Genomic DNA, 17,837 nt, shown 5'->3' on the forward strand with positions numbered 1-17,837 from the left:
GAAATTGTAACAAAAATTTAATAAAAAAGTGATATAATTAATATTATGTAAATTTAAAAGGGGAAAAAGATGAAAAATAGACTTTATTATGACCCAAAAGTAAATCCAAATATTTTCAATGAAATAAAAAAAGAAAAAGATTTTATAGGTTATTATGATTTACCACTTCAAGATATTACTTATCTTTCAAGACTTGATAAATTTAATCAAAAACATATTGTTGTTGTAGGAATTGGTGGGAGTAGTTTAGGTACAAAAGCAGTTGATACATTTTTATCTTATCAAGACAGAGCTAAAAAGCTTCATTTTATAGAGACAACTGATCCTATTACAATTAAACAAGTTTTAAGAAATGTTGATATGGAAGATGCCTTGTTTTTGATAGTTTCAAAATCAGGTGGGACTATAGAGACAATAGCAGCTTTTAAATATATTTTAAGTTTTAAAGAACTTAATAATAAAGATTTTATATTTATTACAGATTTAGATTCACCTCTTTATAAACTTGGGAAAGAGTATCAAATAGAAACATTTGAAATTGCTAAAAATGTAGGTGGAAGATTTTCAGTATTAAGTGCAGTTGGGTTAGTACCTCTATATTTAATGGGATATAGAGTTAAAGAATTATTAAGAGGTGCTAAAAAAATTAAAGATGAATTTTTTCATGAAGGAAAAAAGACAAAAGACATACTTTTAAAAAAAGCTTCTTTTTATGCAGAACATATGGTTCATTATAATATAAATGCACTTTTTAGCTATAGTGAATTGTTTAGAGATTTTAATGCTTGGTATGTGCAACTTTGGGCTGAAAGTTTAGGTAAAAAGCAAGAAAACAGTGAATTAAATGTAGGTCTTACACCAGTTGGGCTTATTGGACCGACAGACCAACATTCATTTTTACAATTAATTGTAGAAGGACCAAAAGATAAAACAGTTACATTTATAAAAATCAAAGATTTTAAAGATAATACAAAAGTTCCGAATACAACTATTAAAGAACTAGAAAATTTAGATATTGTAAATGGAGTAAAATTTGAGACATTAATTAATATGCAAGCAGATTCAATTATCGAAAATCTTAAAAATAGACAAGTTCCATTAGATGTAATAGAGATTGAAGAACCAAATATCTATTATTTAGGTCAACTATTTTTCTATTACGAATTATTAACCGCGCTTACAGGAAAAATGCTTGGAGTTAATACTTATAATCAGCCAGGGGTGGAAGAAGGAAAAATTATACTGAAGGAAAAATTAACTAATCATACAAAAAAGGGAAAATAAATGAAAGCAGTGATAATGGCTGGAGGATTTGGGACAAGGATCCAACCTCTTACAAAATCAGTTCCAAAACCGATGCTTGATGTTGTAAATATTCCAATGATGGAACATATTTTAAATAGAGTAATAAAAGCCGGGATTAAAGAAGTTGTTATTTTATTATATTTCAAATCAGACATTATAAAAGAATATTTTGGAAATGGTAGTAAATGGGGAGTAAAAATTGATTATGTTTTACCTGAGAGTGATTTTGGAACTTGTGGAGCCGTAGGTCAAGCAAGAGAGTATTTAAAAGATGAATCTTTCATAATAGTTAGTGGAGATTTAGTTACAGATTTTGATTTATCTGAAATTATAAAATTTCATAATAATAAAAATTCACTTCTTACAATAGCACTAACTCCCGTAGATAATCCACTTCAATTTGGAGTTGTTATTACAGATAAAAACTCAAAAATTATTAAATTTTTAGAAAAACCATCTTGGGGAGAAGTTTTTAGTGATACGATTAATACAGGAATTTATATAATTGAGCCACAAATTTTAGATTATATTCCAAAATATAAAGAGTATGATTTTTCGAAAGATTTATTTCCCAAGTTAATGGATGAAGGTGTGGATTTGTGGGGATATCATATTGAAGGATATTGGAGAGATGTAGGAAATCCACAAAGTTACAGAGAAGTTCATCAAGATATTTTAAATGAAAAAATTAATTATGATTTTGAAGGTGAGCTGGTTAAATTTGAAAATGGAAAAGTTTGGACAAAAAGTAAACTTCCTAAAAATATAAATATAGAAGGGACTATTGTTGTAGATAAAAATGTTCAATTAGGGGAAAATGTAACTCTTATAAATAGTTGTATTGGCAAAAACACTATAATAGATGATAATTCTTTTATTGAAGAAAGTGTGATTTGGCACGATGTAAAAATTGGAAAAGAAGCAAAAATTAATAATGCCGTAATTTGTAATGAAGTAATTATTCAAAACAGAGTAAAAATATTAAAAGGTGCAATTGTTGCTAGGGGTTGTAAAATAGAAGATGATGTAGAAATTATAAAAGATGTAACTATTTGGGATAATAAACTAATAGAAAAAGGAGCTATTGTGGGGCAAAATATAGTATGGGGAGATAAATTTAAAGCAAATATATTTCATAAAGGAAGTGTAGTTGGGACTGTAAATATAGAACTTACAGGAGATATAGCTGATAAAATTGCAGAAGCATTTGGCTCTATTTTTAAAGAAGGAAGTAAATTTTATATCTCAAGAGATTATCATCATGCATCAAGAATGTTAAAAAGATTTATTGCAGGTGGTCTGCTTGCTGTTGGTATCGATGTGTTAGATTTAAAAGCAGTGCCTGCAAATGTTTTAAGATATACAATTGCAAATGATGAAAATGTGGTAGCTGGTATTCATATTCGTCAATCAATTACAAATCCTTATAAAACAGAAGTGACATTTTATAATGAAGATGGAATGTTTATTGATTCTAAAATATCTGATGCAGTTGAAAGAGTTTATTTTAGGGAACAATTTAGAAGAGTTAATTGTGAAAAGATTGGAGCTATAAAAGAGATAGAAGATGCAAATAAAAATTATATAAAAAATTTACAAAAAATTGTAGACAATGAATATTTTACAGAGCAAAAAAATGTAGTTGTAGATTTAATGTATGGAATGACTGCCGAAATTTATCCAAAATTATTAAATAAATATAATGTAGAAGATATTATGTTAAATGCTTATGCATCACAAGAAAAACTAATAGAAAATTCAAATGAACTCGAAAAAACAAAACAAAAATTAGTTCAAATGGTAAAAACATTAGAACTTGATTGTGGAATTATTTTATATCCTAATGGGCAAAAGGCAGATTATATAGATGAGGACGGATATATTATAGATAAAGTTTGTCTATTGTTAGTAACATTACAACTTCTTGATTATGAAAAAAAAATTATAAAAGTTTATCTTCCATCGTGGGCACCTGATTTTATGGATAATTCATTTGATAATATTGAAATCACTAGAGGAAAATTGATGGGTAAAAGAAGTAATTTTCTTAAAAAATTTGATTTAATTGCAGATATTGATGGAAAATTTGCTTTTACTGAATTTGGCATTACAGCGGATGCTATATATTCAACTCTTAAAATGCTTGAACTTATGCAAAAACATAGAGTTACTCTAAAAGAACTTAGAGAAGAGATTCCTAAATTTTACTATTTTAATATGAATATTGCAGCGCCAAGTTCTAAAAAAGGGATTTTGATGCGAAAATTTTTAGAAAATGCTGAAGGTAAAGAAGTTTCAACAATAAATGGAATTAAAATTTCAGAAGGTAAAAATTTTGTTTTAATGATTCCCGATAATTCAAAAGATATAGTTCATTTATACATTCAAGCAACTACAAAAGTGGATGAAGTAACTTTGAAAGACGAATATAGTAAAAAAATAGAAGAATGGATAAAATGAAACTTCATTTTCTATGGCATATGCATCAACCTTTATATTTAAAAAATGATGAAATAGTTATGCCATGGGCTTTTTTACATGCTATTAAAGATTATTATGATATGCCTTTTTTAATAGAAAAGACTAAATCAAAAGCCACTTTTAATATTACTTCAACTCTTATTATTCAATTAAAAATTTATGAAAAAACTCCTTTGAGAGATAAATTTTTAAGATTATGGCTAAAAGAGGTTAAAGAACTTACAAAAGAAGAAAAAAAGTATTTATTAAAAATAATAAAATCAATCAATGAAAATTTAATAATAAATGAAAAATTAAAAGAGTTATTAGAATTTGAAGACTTAAATGATATAGATTTTTTAGATTTAGAAATTTTATTTATGTTATCTTGGTGTGGAGAATATTTAAGAAATAAATTAGATAGCTTTATAAAAAAAACAACTTTTAATGAAGAAGATAAAAAATATCTTTTTGATGAATTAATCTCTTTTATCAAAACGATTTTGCCTTATTATGAAAAGTTAGCAAAAGAGAGGATGATTTCTCTTTGGACTACTCCCTATTCTCATCCAATTTTACCATTACTTTTAAATATGAATAATGCAAAATATGCAAATGAAAATACAATTTTACCTAAAAATCCAATATCTTTAAAAGATGATGCATTAAAACATATTCAAAAAGCAAAAAAGATTTATAAAGATACTTTTTATATGGAAAATAGAGGGTTCTGGCCAGCAGAAGGCGCAGTAGATGAAGAAAGTTTGGAATTGTATAGCCAAAATGGTATAAAATATATTGCAACGGATGAAGCTCTTTTACATAAAATTGGAGTTTTAAATCATCACATTCCTTATAATAAAAATAATGTAATTATATTTTTTAGAGATCATATTTTAAGTGATTTAATAGGTTTTAAATATAAATTTTTAAATGAAGATGAAGCTGTTAATGATTTTCTTTCAAAACTTCCAAAGAGTGGGATAGTTTCTGTTATTATTGATGGTGAAAATGCGTGGGAATTTTATAAAAATAGAGGATATAGTTTTTTAGAAAAGTTATATTTAAAACTAAATAATAAAATGATAAAAGCAGATGATGTTGAACTTAATGATTCTCAAAATCTATCTCATTTGCCAAGTGGTACATGGGTTGATGGAAATTTTAATACTTGGGTGGGAGATACACAAAAAAATAGAGCATGGGAGCTTTTATTTCAGACAAAAAAAGAGTATTTAGATAGTGGTATTACAAATGAAAAAATAGAAGAGTTTTTTTTAGAAGCAGAATGTAGTGATTGGTTTTGGTGGTATGGGAGCGGTCATTGGAGTTTGTTTGCAAAAGAATTTGATGAAATTTTTAGAACTTATTTAATAGAAATTTATAGACTTATGAATAAAGAAAATCCTGAATTAAGAGTTCCAATTATAAAAGAAAAAAATAATTTTATTGTAGAACCACGAAATGAAATAAGTCCTATAATTGATGGAAAATTTGATACTGTTTTTGAATGGTATGGTGCTGGAATAATTGATGAAGAAAAATTATATTCTACAATGGATAAAGAAAAAATAATTAAAAGAGTTTATTACGGAATGGATAAAGATAACTTTTATTTTGCATTTGATGGTAATATAAAAAATATAAATGAATTTATTATAATATTAGATGATAAAAAAATAAAAGTTAATTGCAATTATAAGGATAAAAATATAAAAATTAAAAAAGATAAAACAATAGAGATTGAACTTAATAAAACTATTTTACAAAATGAAAGTTATATTCAATTTGATTTTGGTGAAGAAATAATTCCGAGCTTTGGTAAATTAAAATTGGAAAAGAATAGAAACTTTGAGGAGAATTGGTTTGTCTAAATTACTTTTTGGTGTGCATATGCATCAGCCGGTAGATAATCTTGATGTTGCAGTAAAAGAAGCAATAGAATTATGTTATAGACCTTTTTTTGAAGTAATGTCTAGATATAAGTTCAAATTTGCTTTGCATTCAAGTGGTTGGATTTTGGAGTATATTAAAAATAAATATTTAGATATTTTTGAAAATATAAAAAAATGTAATATTGAATTTTTTACAGGTGGGTATTATGAACCTATTTTAGCTTCTATTGATGAAGTTTCAAGAATTAATCAAATAAAAAAACTTACTAAGTTTATAAAAGAGAATTTTAATCAAACTCCGAAAGGTTTGTGGCTCACTGAAAGAGTATGGAGTGATGAAATTATAAAAGCTTTAAAACTTAACAATATTGAATATGTAATAGTTGATGATGAGCATATTTTTAAAGCAAATCAGACTAAAATAGAAGGATTTTGGACTACTGAAGATAGTGGAAGAAGTGTTGATATTTTTCCTATAAATAAGGAGTTAAGATATAAAATTCCTTTTGATAAAAGTGAAGAATCCATCGAAGTTGTTAAAAAGTATAAAACAAGTATAATGTTTGATGATTTAGAAAAGTTTGGATTGTGGCCAAAAACAAATGAGTGGGTTTATAAAGAAAAGTGGCTTGAAAAATTTATAGAAGGTGTTTTGGAAGATAAAGATATTGAAGTTATGCACTTTAATGAATATCATAAAGAAAATAGTTCTTTGGGTCTTATTTATCTCCCAGAAGTTTCATATTATGAGATGAATGAGTGGGTAAAAGGTAAATGGAAGAATTTTTTTGTAAAATATAGTGAATCAAATAGAATTCATAAAAGAATGCTTAGTTTTAGATATTTACAAAATGAGCCATTTTTTAAAGTTCAGTCAAATGATGTTTTTTGGCATGGGATTTTTGGAGGAATTTATCTTCCTAATTTGCGAGATAATGCATATAAATATTTAATAGAGTGTGAAGAATTTAGTAATAATGAAACTTTGTTTAGAGATATAGAATTAAAAGGCTATAAAGAGTTAAAATTTAAAAATGAAAATATAATTGCTATATTTAGCCAAAAAGGTGGAAGTTTAATTGAATTTGATGATAGAAAAAGTAAATTTAATTTTCAAAATACACTTACAAGACGAGCAGAGGAGTATTACTATACAAAAAATGAAAAAAATTCGAATACTGCTATTGAGACAATTCATAATATAAATAATATTGATAAATCAATAAAAGATAAACTTATTTTTGATGAGTATGAAAAAGTCTCTTTTATTGATTTTGTAGATAATAAATGTTTGATAAATGATATTTATGAATTTAAAGATAATAGTTTTATTCATCAAAAAATTAGTAAAAAGTATAAACTTATAGAAAATGGATTCGAGTTTGAAATATCTGCAAATGGAGAATATAAACTTGAAATAAATTTACATTTTGCTCATTATGATATTTTGATAAATAAAAACGTATTAAGTGAGAATGAATTAATTTGTGATAATATTTTTACGATAAAAGATTCTTTTACAAATAAAATTTTAGAGATAGAATTTGATACAAAAACTATTATGAAATATCAATTATTAAAAACTTATTCAAAAAGTGAAAGTGGATTTGATGAAATAATTCAGGGAATTAATTTTGTTTTTGAGTTTGATAAAAAAGAGATAAAAGGTTTAATATGTCTGAAATAAGATATTCTAAATTTGATGATAAATATGTAATTATCGCACCTGAAAGATTTCATAAACCAAATAAATTAATAGTTGAAAATGATAATGAAAATATCAGTAATTGTCCATTTTGTCCAGAAAATGAAAATAAACTTGAAAAAGAGATTTTTAGTATTAGAGAAAATGGAAAATGGCTTACTAAAGTAGTTCCAAATTTATATAAAGCTCTCAGTTTAGAAAATAGATTTGAATCGCATATTCTTAATGGTTTTGAGTATTTTGGAGGTTTTGGAATTCATGAAATTATTATTGATACTCCAAGGCATATTAAAATTTTTGAATTTAGCACAAAAGAGTGGATAAATCTGTTTATTACAATAAAAACAAGAATTAGTGATTTAAAAAAAGATTTTAGAATAAAATATCTTTCTATTTTCAAAAATTATGGCTTTAAAGCAGGAGCTAGTCAATCACACCCACATACTCAAATTATAGGAATGCCTATTTTATCAAAAGTAAAAAGAGAACTTTTAAAAAGAGAATTTGAGTATTATAAAAAACATGGAAGAAAGCTCTTAAAAGATATTATTGAAGAAGAAATGATAGAAGATAAAAGAATTTTATATAAAAGTCAAAATTTTATCTCTTTTATGCCATTTGCTTCTATTTTTCCTTTTGAAATTATGATTATTTCTTTTAATAAGTCATCTTATTTAGAGATGAATGATTTTGAAGAATTAGCAGTTATTTTGCAAAATAGTATAAATCTTTTGTATCAAGAAATAGGGGAATTTGATTTTAATATAGAATTTTTTGAACCACCAATTAATAAAAATTTTGATAATGAAGAGTTTTTCGATGAAATAAAAAATTTTCATCTTTTTTATATTAGAATTAGACCAAGAATATTTAATTTAGCAGGATTTGAAATAATGAATGAAATGACCATAAATCCAGTTGAGCCTGAATTTGTAAAAAAGATTTTAGAAGAAATGATATGAATTTATATATAGATATGGGAGGGACTTATTTAAGATATGAAATAGATAATAAACTTTTTATAGAAAAAGAAAGTAATATTGTTATGTTAATAAAAAAGCTTACTCAAAAATATCCAATAAAATGGGTATTTATCTCATGTGCCGGTCATACTCAAAATAATATTATCTATTCGGCTCCAAATATAGATATAAAAAATTTAAATTTAAAAGAATATTTTCCAAATATTAACTTTATAATTGAAAATGATTTAAATTGTGCAGTTTTAGCTGAAAGTAGATATTTTAATGAAAAAAATATAGTTGCTTTTTATATAGGAACTGGTGCTGGAAGTGGAGCTATTATTGATGGACATTTAATCAAAGGAATTGAAAATTCAGCTTTAGAAATAGGTCATATTCCATTTAGAAAAGCTCCCTTTTTATGTGGATGTGGCAAAGATAATTGTATTGAAAATTTTTGTAGTGGAAGCGCTATAAAAAAATGGGCTAAATATTTAAAACAAGATTTTAATACATTTACAAAAGCGCCAAAGGAGGTAAAAGATAATTTTTTAGAAGCGTTAATGTTTGCAAGTGCTACACTTATAACACTTTTTAATCCAAAAATTTTAGTGTTAGGTGGGGGAGTTATTGAAAATAATCAATTTTTGATAAAATATATAAATAAAAATATTAAAAAATATGCTTTTAGTCCAAATTTAAAAAATATTTTAATAACAAAAACAAAACTTAAAAACGCATCATTACAGGGGTGTAAATTATTAAGTAATTAATTGTAATAAAGGGGAGAAAATGAATATATTATTTGTAGCAAGTGAAGTAGCAGGATATGCCAAAAGTGGGGGTCTTGCAGATGTAGCAGCAGCTCTTCCAAAAGCACTTAAAAAAAGAAAAAACAATATAAAAGTAGTAATGCCAAGATATTATTCAATTGATAAATTTAAACTGACAAGTTTAGGAAGTATGGGAGTTCCTATGGGGAATTGGGGAGAGTTTTGGTGTGAGTTGTTTCAAGATAAAAATAATAAAGATATTGATATTTATTTTATTGACTATGAAAGATTTTTTGGTCGCAATGGACTTTATGATGATGAAAATGGATATGCTTATGCAGATAATGATGAAAGATTTATATTTTTAAGTAAAGCTTCTTTTGAGGTTGCTAAAAAACTTAATTTTAAAGTAGATATTATTCATTCAAATGATTGGCATACATCTATAATGCCTACAATATTAAAATCAAAATATAAATATGATGAACATTTCAAAAATAGTGCAACAGTGCTAACTATACATAATATGCAACATCAAGGAAAATTTTCTACTAAAATATTAGATTCGGCAGAAGTTGGATGGGAGGCATTTATGAGTGATAATTTAGAAGAATTTGGAGGAGTTAATCTCCTAAAATCAGGAATTACACAAAGTGACGCCGTTAGCACTGTTAGTCCAAAATATTCAAAAGAGATAACAACTCCTGAGTTTGGATGGGGATTGGAAGGGTATTTACAAAAAAGAGAATTGCTTTTTGGAATATTAAATGGGGTTGATTATGATGAGTGGAATCCGGCAATTGATAAATATATTGCTAAAAATTATGATATTGATACAATTAAAGATAAAATATTAAATAAAAGAGATTTACAAAAAATATTTAATTTGCCCCAGAAAGATATTCCATTAATAGGATTTGTAGGTAGATTTGCTACTCAAAAAGGAATTGAATTAATTGCTGGAGCAATTTGGGATTTATTGCAAATGGATATTCAAATTGTTATTTTAGGAAGTGGAGAAAAATGGGCAGAAGGATTTTTTAGTGATGTAGCGAGTAGGTATCCAGATAAATTTGCAACTTTTATTGGTTATAATGAAGCTTTAGCTCATAAAATTGAAGCTGGAAGTGATATGTTTTTGATGCCTTCCCTTTTTGAGCCGTGTGGATTAAATCAAATTTATTCACTTAGATATGGGACTATTCCTATTGTTAGAGCAGTTGGGGGACTTGACGATACTATTAAAAATTTAGATGGATATACTCAAAATCCAAATGGATTTAAGTTTTATGAAGCAAGTAAATATGCATTAGTAAATACTGTAAAATGGGCTGTTGATGTTTATTATCAAAAAGAGGTGTTTGATAATTTAATAAAAAATGCTATGCAAGAGAGATTTAGTTGGGACAAGGCCGCTTGGAAGTATGAAAAGTTATATAAATTAGCTATATTAAAAAGGGAGCTTAAAAATGAATAATTATGAATTATATAAAACTTTTGGAAGTTTTATAACAAAAAATGGGGTAGAATTTAGAGTTTATGCACCAAATGCTGATTATGTGAGTGTAATAGGGGATTTTAATAATTATGATTCTATAAAAAATCCACTTAAAAAAGATGAAAATGGTGTATGGGAAGGAATTGTAAAAGATGCAAAAGAGAATCAAACATATAAATATTTTATAAAAAACAGAGAGAGAGAATTTCTAAAAGCAGATCCATATGCAAGATATGCAGAAGTAAAACCAAATTCAGCTTCTAAAATATTTAAAAGTAAATATAAATTTAAATATCCTACATTTAAACATGCAGAAAATAAATCTATTTATGAGTGTCATTTAGGAAGTTGGAAGAGGGATGAAAATGGTAATTATTTAACTTATAAAACATTAGCAAAAGAGTTAATCTCTTATGTTAAAAAAATGGGATTTAATTATATTGAGCTTATGCCTATAACAGAACATCCATATGACGGCTCTTGGGGATATCAAACTACGGGTTATTTTGCTCCAACTTCTAGATATGGAAATCCTGATGAATTTAAATATTTTGTAGATATGTGCCATAAAAATGATATTGGAGTGATTCTTGATTGGGTGCCTTCTCATTTTACAACTGATGGGCATGGATTAATTGCTTTTGATGGAGAGGCTCTTTATGAACATCCAGATCCTAAGAAAGGGTATCATCCAGAATGGAAAAGTAATATATTTAATTATGAAAGTGAATATGTTGTAAATTTTTTAATAAGTTCAGCTTATTGGTGGGTAAATGAATATAAAATAGATGGAATTAGGGTTGATGCAGTCTCTTCTATGATTTATTTAGATTATGCAAGAAAAGAAGGAGAGTGGGAGCCTAATGAGTATGGGAATAATATAAATATAGCTGCTATTAATTTTCTTAAAAAATTAAACAAAACTATAACATCAAAAACATCTGCTTTAATGATAGCAGAAGAATCAACAGCTTTTTTAGGAGTTACAGATAAAAAAGAGGGGCTTGGATTTGATTATAAATGGAATATGGGATGGATGCACGATACAATAAATTATTTCAAATTAGATCCACTTTTTAGAAAAGATAACCATGACAGGCTTACTTTTATGTTTTGGTATGCTTTTGATGAAAACTATATTTTACCTTTAAGTCACGATGAAGTGGTTCATATGAAAGGAAGTATGATAAATAAAATGAGTGGGCTTTATGATTGGAAGTTTGCAAATTTACGAAGTTTATACTCTTTTATGTATGCTTTTCCTGGTAAAAAACTTCTATTTATGGGAAATGAAATAGCTCAATTTAATGAATGGCATTATGAATGGCAACTTGATTGGGAAGTTTTGGAATATGACTCTCATAAGGGAGTTAATAAAATGATAACAGAGCTTAACAAACTTTATAAAAATGAAAAAGCTTTACAATTTGATAAACAAGAAAATTTTGAATGGACAAATATTGCAGATAGAGATAGAAGTATTATAACTTTTGAAAGAATTTATAAAGATGAAAGAATTTTAATAGTTTGTAATTTCTCAGGTGCAGAATATAAAGACTACTTTGCAGCAGTAAGCAAAAAAGGTAAATATAAACTTATATTTAATTCAGATGCTTCTAAATTTAATGGAATTGATAAAAGTAGAAAAAGAATTTATAAAACTAAAAAATTTGAAATATTAAATAAAGAAGATGTAATTGAAATTGATTTGACACCTTTAAGTGTGAGATTTTTTAAATTAGAGAAATAAAGGAAGAGAATGGCAATAGCGATAATGAGCAGTGGAGGGGACTGTGCTGGTATGAATCCAGCTATTAAATATTTTGTAGAATATTCTATTTTCAAGAAATTAAATCCTTATTTTATTTATGATGGATTAGAGGGGTTGATTGATAATAAAATCAAAAAAGCAACTTTTGAAGATGTAAGTGGAATTATTCATTTAGGTGGAACAATTATAAGAAGTTCTCGCTCAAAAAGATTTTTTGATAAAAAATATAGAGCTCAAGCTTATAAAAATTTAAAAAAACATAAAATTACAAAAATTATAGTTTTAGGTGGAGACGGTAGTTTTAGAGCAATGGATGTTTTTTATAATGAATTTAAAATTAAATTTGTGGGAATTCCTTCAACTATAGATAATGATATTTTTGGAACGGATTATTGTTTAGGAGTTGATACAGCTCTCAATATGATAAGAAGTGCAGTGGATGCCATAAGAGACACAGCAAGCTCATTTAGGCGGGCTTTTGTAATAGAAACAATGGGTAGAGAGTGTGGTTATTTGGCTTTAGTAAGTGCTATTGTCAGTGGTGCTGAAATTTGTGTAATACCCGAAATGCCAAGCGATTTAGAATATCAAAAAAACAAAATTGAGCTTGAAATAAAAAATGGTAGAAAATATATTTTAGCAATAGTAGCTGAAGGTTCGCAAAAAACAGAAGAGATTAAAAAATGGTGTGAAAATGAACTTAAATTAGAAACAAGAGTTACTGTTTTAGGACATATCCAAAGAGGTGGAAACCCAACTGTTTATGATAGACTTATGGCTAGTGAATTCGTAAAAAAATCAATAGATAGAATTATAGAAAAAGATTGTAAAGGTGATGTAATTGTTTATAAAGATTCTAAATTTGATTTTAAAAATATAAATGAGATAATTTCTAATAAATATGAATTACCACAAAATCTTATAGATTTGTATAAAGAAAATTATTGTCAAAAATGTAAAGGATAAAAATGTTGAAATTACCACAATTATATACATATAAAGTAAATGAAGATTATTCTACAAAAGTTGCCTATTTTTCAATGGAAATAGCTATTCATCAAGCTTTAAAAACATACTCAGGAGGGCTTGGTTATCTCTCAGGAAGTCATATGAGAAGTGCTTATGATTTAGGACAAAATATTATTGGCGTTACAATGCTATGGAGTTATGGCTATTGTGATCAAGGAAGAGATGAAAATAGAAATCTAAAAATAGAATTTATTAGAAAATATTATTATTTTTTAGAAGATTTAGAAACAGAAGTTATAGTAAAAATAAATGGACATAATGTTTGGGTAAAAGCATATCTTTTAAATCCAGAAACATTTGGGAGTGCACCAGTTATATTTTTGAGCACTGATTATGATAGAAATGATTATTTATCAAGAACAATTTCTCATAAACTTTATGATAAAGATGAAAATGCAAGGATTGCACAAGAAACAATTTTGGGAATAGGTGGAGTTAGAGTTTTAGAGGCTTTAGGAATTGAGAGAGACATTTATCATTTAAATGAAGGGCATGCACTTCCTTTAGCTTTTGAACTTTATCAAAAATATAAAGAAAATTTAAAAAAACACATTGTTTTTACAACACATACACCAGAACTTGCAGGAAATGAAACTCATAATATAAATAAATTATATAAATTAGGATTTTTTGCAGATTTAAACTTAAATGAGGTTAGAAATTTAACTGAAATTACTGATAATAATTTTTCCTTAACAGTGGCTGCTCTTAGAATTGTCAAAATATCAAATGCAGTTTCTGCTTTGCATGAAAAAGTAGCAAATAAAATATGGGGAAAATATAAAGATATTTCAAAAATAATTTATATTACAAATGCTCAAAATAGAAGATTTTGGGTTGATGCTATACTTCTTAGATATTTGGATGAGCATGAAGATTATGAATTAATTGCTAGAAAAAAACATCTTAAAAAAATTCTTTTTGAAGAAGTGGCTGACCAAACGGGTAAAATGTTTGACCCAGATATTTTAACTATCATATGGGCAAGAAGATTTGTTGATTACAAAAGACCAGATTTACTTATTAGAGATTTTGAAAGATTTCATAATTTAGTAGAGACTAAAAAAGTACAAATAATTTGGGCTGGAAAACCATATCCTTTTGATAATGGGGCAATTAATCTATTTAATCATTTACAAACTATTTCAAATAATTATTCAAATGTAGCAGTTTTAGTGGGGTATGAGCTTAAACTTTCTCAAATGTTAAAACAAGGTGCAGATATTTGGCTAAATACGCCAAGAATTACTCACGAAGCAAGTGGAACAAGTGGAATGAGTGCTGCTATGAATGGTGCAATTAATTTTTCTATAAATGATGGTTGGATTCCTGAATTTTTAATAGATGGTGTAAATGGTTTTATGATTCCAGCTGATGCTTCAAAACCAATAGAAGTGCAAGATGAAGAAGATAATAAAAATATGATGGATATTTTAGAAGAAAAAATTATTCCTTTGTATTATGAAAATCAAGAAGATAAATGGTTAACTGTTATGAAAAATTCAATGAGAGATGTAAATCCTGTGTTTGATTCAGGAAGAATGGCTCATGAATATTATACAAAATTATATGATTATGATACCGAAAAACAACAAAATCAGGAATATATAAAGGAAAAATAGTGAAATCATTATATTTAATTCCTTATACAAAAAATAGAATTATAACTCTCTATTTTTTAGAAGTGCTAAAAACTAAATATAAACAAGTAAAGCTTATAAAGGTAATTTCAATAGATGAAACTATTTTACAATTTGAAAAAAGCACAGCAGATTTTGTTTTATTTGAAGGAAATTTAGAAATTGATAATAAATTTTTAGCCGAAAATTTACAAAGTGGAGTAGTTGGAGTTTTTGAAGATAAAGAAAAAGAGTTAAAAATCGATAATTATTTAGGGAGTATTGTTATTCCACAACTTGATGAATTAAATAAAATTCCATTTAAACAATTAATTGAAGAATTAAATTTAGAAGTTGTTTTAGAGGGTGATTTTCAAAAAGATATCAAAAATTTAATAATTACCACAATGGGAGTTGATAAGTTTTTAGAAGCTGTCAAAGATGATGAATTGATTATTACTAATAGTGATAGAAATGATATTTTATTAGCAAGTATGAGTTTGCTTCTTTCTCAAAAAAGTGCAAATCCAAGTACAGTTTTGTTAACAGATAAAAATTTAGAAATATTAAAAATTATAAATGATTTTCCTGTTAAAATGTCGATTTTAGCAACAAATAAAACAACAGCTGAGATTACAAAAGAGTATTACAATTTAACTCCAAATGTAAATTATTTAACAAAAGATAAGTTATTAAATATTTTTGCGAAATTAGATAAATTTATAGATAAAAATTACTTTTTAAATAAATTAAAAACTCCAACAAAAGAGATAACTCCACTTATTTTTAAATATCAAATTTATGAAAAAGCAAAACAGAATAAAAAAACAATACTTTTAGATGAACTCGATGATAGAATTTTAAAAGCGAGTGAAATAGTTTTAAATAAAGAATTAGCAAACATAGTTTTTATTGGTGATGAAACAGAGTTTAAAAATAGAGCAAAAATTATAGGAGTGGATATCTCTAAAGCTAAAATTATAAATCCTAAAACTTCTAAATACAGAGATGAATTTATAGAAAAATTTTATGAGCTTAGAAAACATAAAGGTATTACAAAGGCTCAAAGTAAAGAAATAATTGAAACTCAAACTATCTATTTTGCAACAATGATGGTCTATTTAGGTTATGCTGATGGATTAGTTAGTGGTGCAATTCATACCACCGCAAATACAATGCGTCCAGCACTTCAAATAATAAAAACAACTCCAGATATTCCTCTTGTTTCAAGTCTATTTTTTATGCTTTTAGAAGATAAAATTTTAGTTTTTGCTGATTGTGCTATAAATGAAAAACCAGATGCTGCTTCTCTTGCTATTATTGCAATTTCTACAAATGACAGTGCTAAAAAATTTGGAATTGAGCCAAAAGTGGCACTTCTTTCATATTCTACCAAAGGAAGCTCAGAAGGTGAAGATGTCCAAAAAGTAGCTAAAGCTCTTGAAATTGTAAAAGAGAAAAGAAAAAATATTTTAATAGATGGTCCACTTCAATATGACGCTGCGGTTGATAAAGATGTTGCTAAGAAAAAAGCTCCTATTTCAAAAGTAGCGGGAGTTGCAAATATTTTAATATTTCCTGATTTAGATACTGGGAACATTACTTATAAAGCAGTCCAAAGAAGTGCAGGAGCTATTGCTGTTGGTCCAATTATGCAAGGCCTTAAAAAACCGGTAAATGATTTGAGTAGAGGTTGTGAAGTAGAAGATATAATCGATACAATTGTAATTACAGCCATACAGGCACAAAAATGAAAAGAATATTAGTTTTAAATAGTGGAAGTTCATCTATAAAATATAAATTTTTTTATGACTTAAAAGAAGTTAAAAGTGGAGTTATAAAAGAAGTTAAAGATTATCATTCAAATATAGAAATGATTTTAAAAGAAGTTGGAGAAGTTGACGCAGTAGCTCATCGAGTAGTGCACGGGGGTGAAAAATTTATAAATAGTGTTATAATTAATGATGAGGTAATTGAAGATATAAAAGATTTGATACCACTTGCTTCTCTTCATAATCCAGCCAATTTAGATGGAATTTTATCAGTGAAAAAATTACTTCCAAATATTCCACAAGTTGCCGTTTTTGATACATCATTTCATCAAACTTTACCCGATTATAATTATATTTATCCAATTTCTTATGAGTTATATAAAAATAAAGATATTAGAAAATATGGGTTTCATGGAACAAGTCATAAATATGTAGCAAATAAAGCAAGTGAAATTTTAAATAAGCCTTTAAATGAATTAAATTTAATAACTTGTCATTTAGGAAATGGTTCGAGTTTATGTGCTATTAAAAATGGAGAAAGTATCAATACAAGTATGGGTTTTTCTCCATTAGAAGGGCTTATGATGGGGACTAGATGTGGAGATATTGATCCTGAAATTATATTTTATCTTTCCAAATTTATGGAAATAGAGAGTATTAGTGTTATGTTACATAAAGAATCTGGTTTTAAAGGAATAGCAGGGGATAATAATCTAGAAAATATTGAAAAAAGAGATGATAAATCGGCAAAACTTGCAATAGAGATGTTTGTAAGTCGAGTGCGAAAATATTTAGGTGCTTATATGATAGAGTTAGGTAGAGTTGATGGTATTGTCTTTACTGCTGGAATTGGAGAAAATTCCAGTTTAATAAGAGAAAAAATAACAGAAAATTTAGAAAATTATAAAATTGTTATTGATAAAGAAAAAAATAAAAAAAATAATATTATAATCTCAAAAAATAAAGTAAAAGTAATGGTGATTCCTACAAATGAAGAGTTACAAATTGCAAAAGAAGCTTTTAATTTAATCAAGAAAAAAGGATAAAA

Annotated in this window: 12 protein-coding genes; all 12 read left to right on the forward strand. The window is 26.3% G+C overall.

What is annotated here, in order from left to right; translation table 11 throughout:
* Positions 1 to 69: 69 nt before the first annotated feature.
* Genes ACZ5OA_RS03610 through ACZ5OA_RS03665 form a run of 12 tightly spaced genes read left to right on the forward strand, consistent with a single transcriptional unit; the run spans position 70 to position 17,835 of the window.
* The gene (locus ACZ5OA_RS03610; RefSeq protein WP_464908164.1) at positions 70 to 1,284 is read left to right on the forward strand and encodes a glucose-6-phosphate isomerase; all 1,215 of its coding nucleotides are present in this window, start codon (positions 70 to 72) and stop codon (positions 1,282 to 1,284) included.
* On the forward strand, positions 1,285 to 3,765 hold the full coding sequence (locus ACZ5OA_RS03615) for a sugar phosphate nucleotidyltransferase (protein ID WP_464908165.1): 2,481 nt from the start codon (positions 1,285 to 1,287) through the stop codon (positions 3,763 to 3,765).
* Positions 3,762 to 5,639 carry a glycoside hydrolase family 57 protein gene (locus ACZ5OA_RS03620; RefSeq protein ID WP_464908166.1) on the forward strand — a complete coding sequence of 626 codons (1,878 nt, stop codon included), beginning with the start codon at positions 3,762 to 3,764 and terminating at the stop codon, positions 5,637 to 5,639. Before ACZ5OA_RS03615 ends, ACZ5OA_RS03620 begins: the two co-directional genes overlap by 4 nt.
* The gene (locus tag ACZ5OA_RS03625) at positions 5,632 to 7,347 is read left to right on the forward strand and encodes an alpha-amylase/4-alpha-glucanotransferase domain-containing protein (RefSeq protein ID WP_464908167.1); all 1,716 of its coding nucleotides are present in this window, start codon (positions 5,632 to 5,634) and stop codon (positions 7,345 to 7,347) included. Before ACZ5OA_RS03620 ends, ACZ5OA_RS03625 begins: the two co-directional genes overlap by 8 nt.
* Complete coding sequence (locus ACZ5OA_RS03630; protein WP_464908168.1) at positions 7,335 to 8,327, forward strand: galactose-1-phosphate uridylyltransferase; 993 nt, start codon at positions 7,335 to 7,337, stop codon at positions 8,325 to 8,327. The genes ACZ5OA_RS03625 and ACZ5OA_RS03630 overlap by 13 nt, the downstream gene beginning before the upstream one ends.
* On the forward strand, positions 8,324 to 9,100 hold the full coding sequence (locus ACZ5OA_RS03635; RefSeq protein ID WP_464908169.1) for an ROK family protein: 777 nt from the start codon (positions 8,324 to 8,326) through the stop codon (positions 9,098 to 9,100). Before ACZ5OA_RS03630 ends, ACZ5OA_RS03635 begins: the two co-directional genes overlap by 4 nt.
* Before the next feature lie 19 nt (positions 9,101 to 9,119).
* Complete coding sequence (glgA, locus tag ACZ5OA_RS03640) at positions 9,120 to 10,577, forward strand: glycogen synthase GlgA (protein WP_464908170.1); 1,458 nt, start codon at positions 9,120 to 9,122, stop codon at positions 10,575 to 10,577.
* A complete protein-coding gene (gene glgB / locus ACZ5OA_RS03645; protein WP_464908171.1) occupies positions 10,570 to 12,348 on the forward strand; it encodes a 1,4-alpha-glucan branching protein GlgB in 1,779 nt (592 codons plus the stop codon). Before glgA ends, glgB begins: the two co-directional genes overlap by 8 nt.
* A gap of 9 nt (positions 12,349 to 12,357) precedes the next feature.
* Complete coding sequence (locus ACZ5OA_RS03650; protein WP_464908172.1) at positions 12,358 to 13,335, forward strand: 6-phosphofructokinase; 978 nt, start codon at positions 12,358 to 12,360, stop codon at positions 13,333 to 13,335.
* 2 nt (positions 13,336 to 13,337) lie between these two features.
* Positions 13,338 to 15,020: an alpha-glucan family phosphorylase gene (glgP, locus tag ACZ5OA_RS03655; protein ID WP_464908173.1), complete on the forward strand. Its 1,683-nt coding sequence runs from the start codon at positions 13,338 to 13,340 to the stop codon at positions 15,018 to 15,020.
* Positions 15,020 to 16,771 (forward strand): phosphate acetyltransferase, encoded by a 1,752-nt coding sequence (gene pta / locus ACZ5OA_RS03660; protein ID WP_464908174.1) that lies wholly within the window; start codon positions 15,020 to 15,022, stop codon positions 16,769 to 16,771. Before glgP ends, pta begins: the two co-directional genes overlap by 1 nt.
* On the forward strand, positions 16,768 to 17,835 hold the full coding sequence (locus ACZ5OA_RS03665; RefSeq protein ID WP_464908175.1) for an acetate/propionate family kinase: 1,068 nt from the start codon (positions 16,768 to 16,770) through the stop codon (positions 17,833 to 17,835). The genes pta and ACZ5OA_RS03665 overlap by 4 nt, the downstream gene beginning before the upstream one ends.
* The last annotated feature ends 2 nt before the right edge of the window (positions 17,836 to 17,837 follow it).

Source organism: Thioreductor micantisoli, assembly GCF_055392745.1.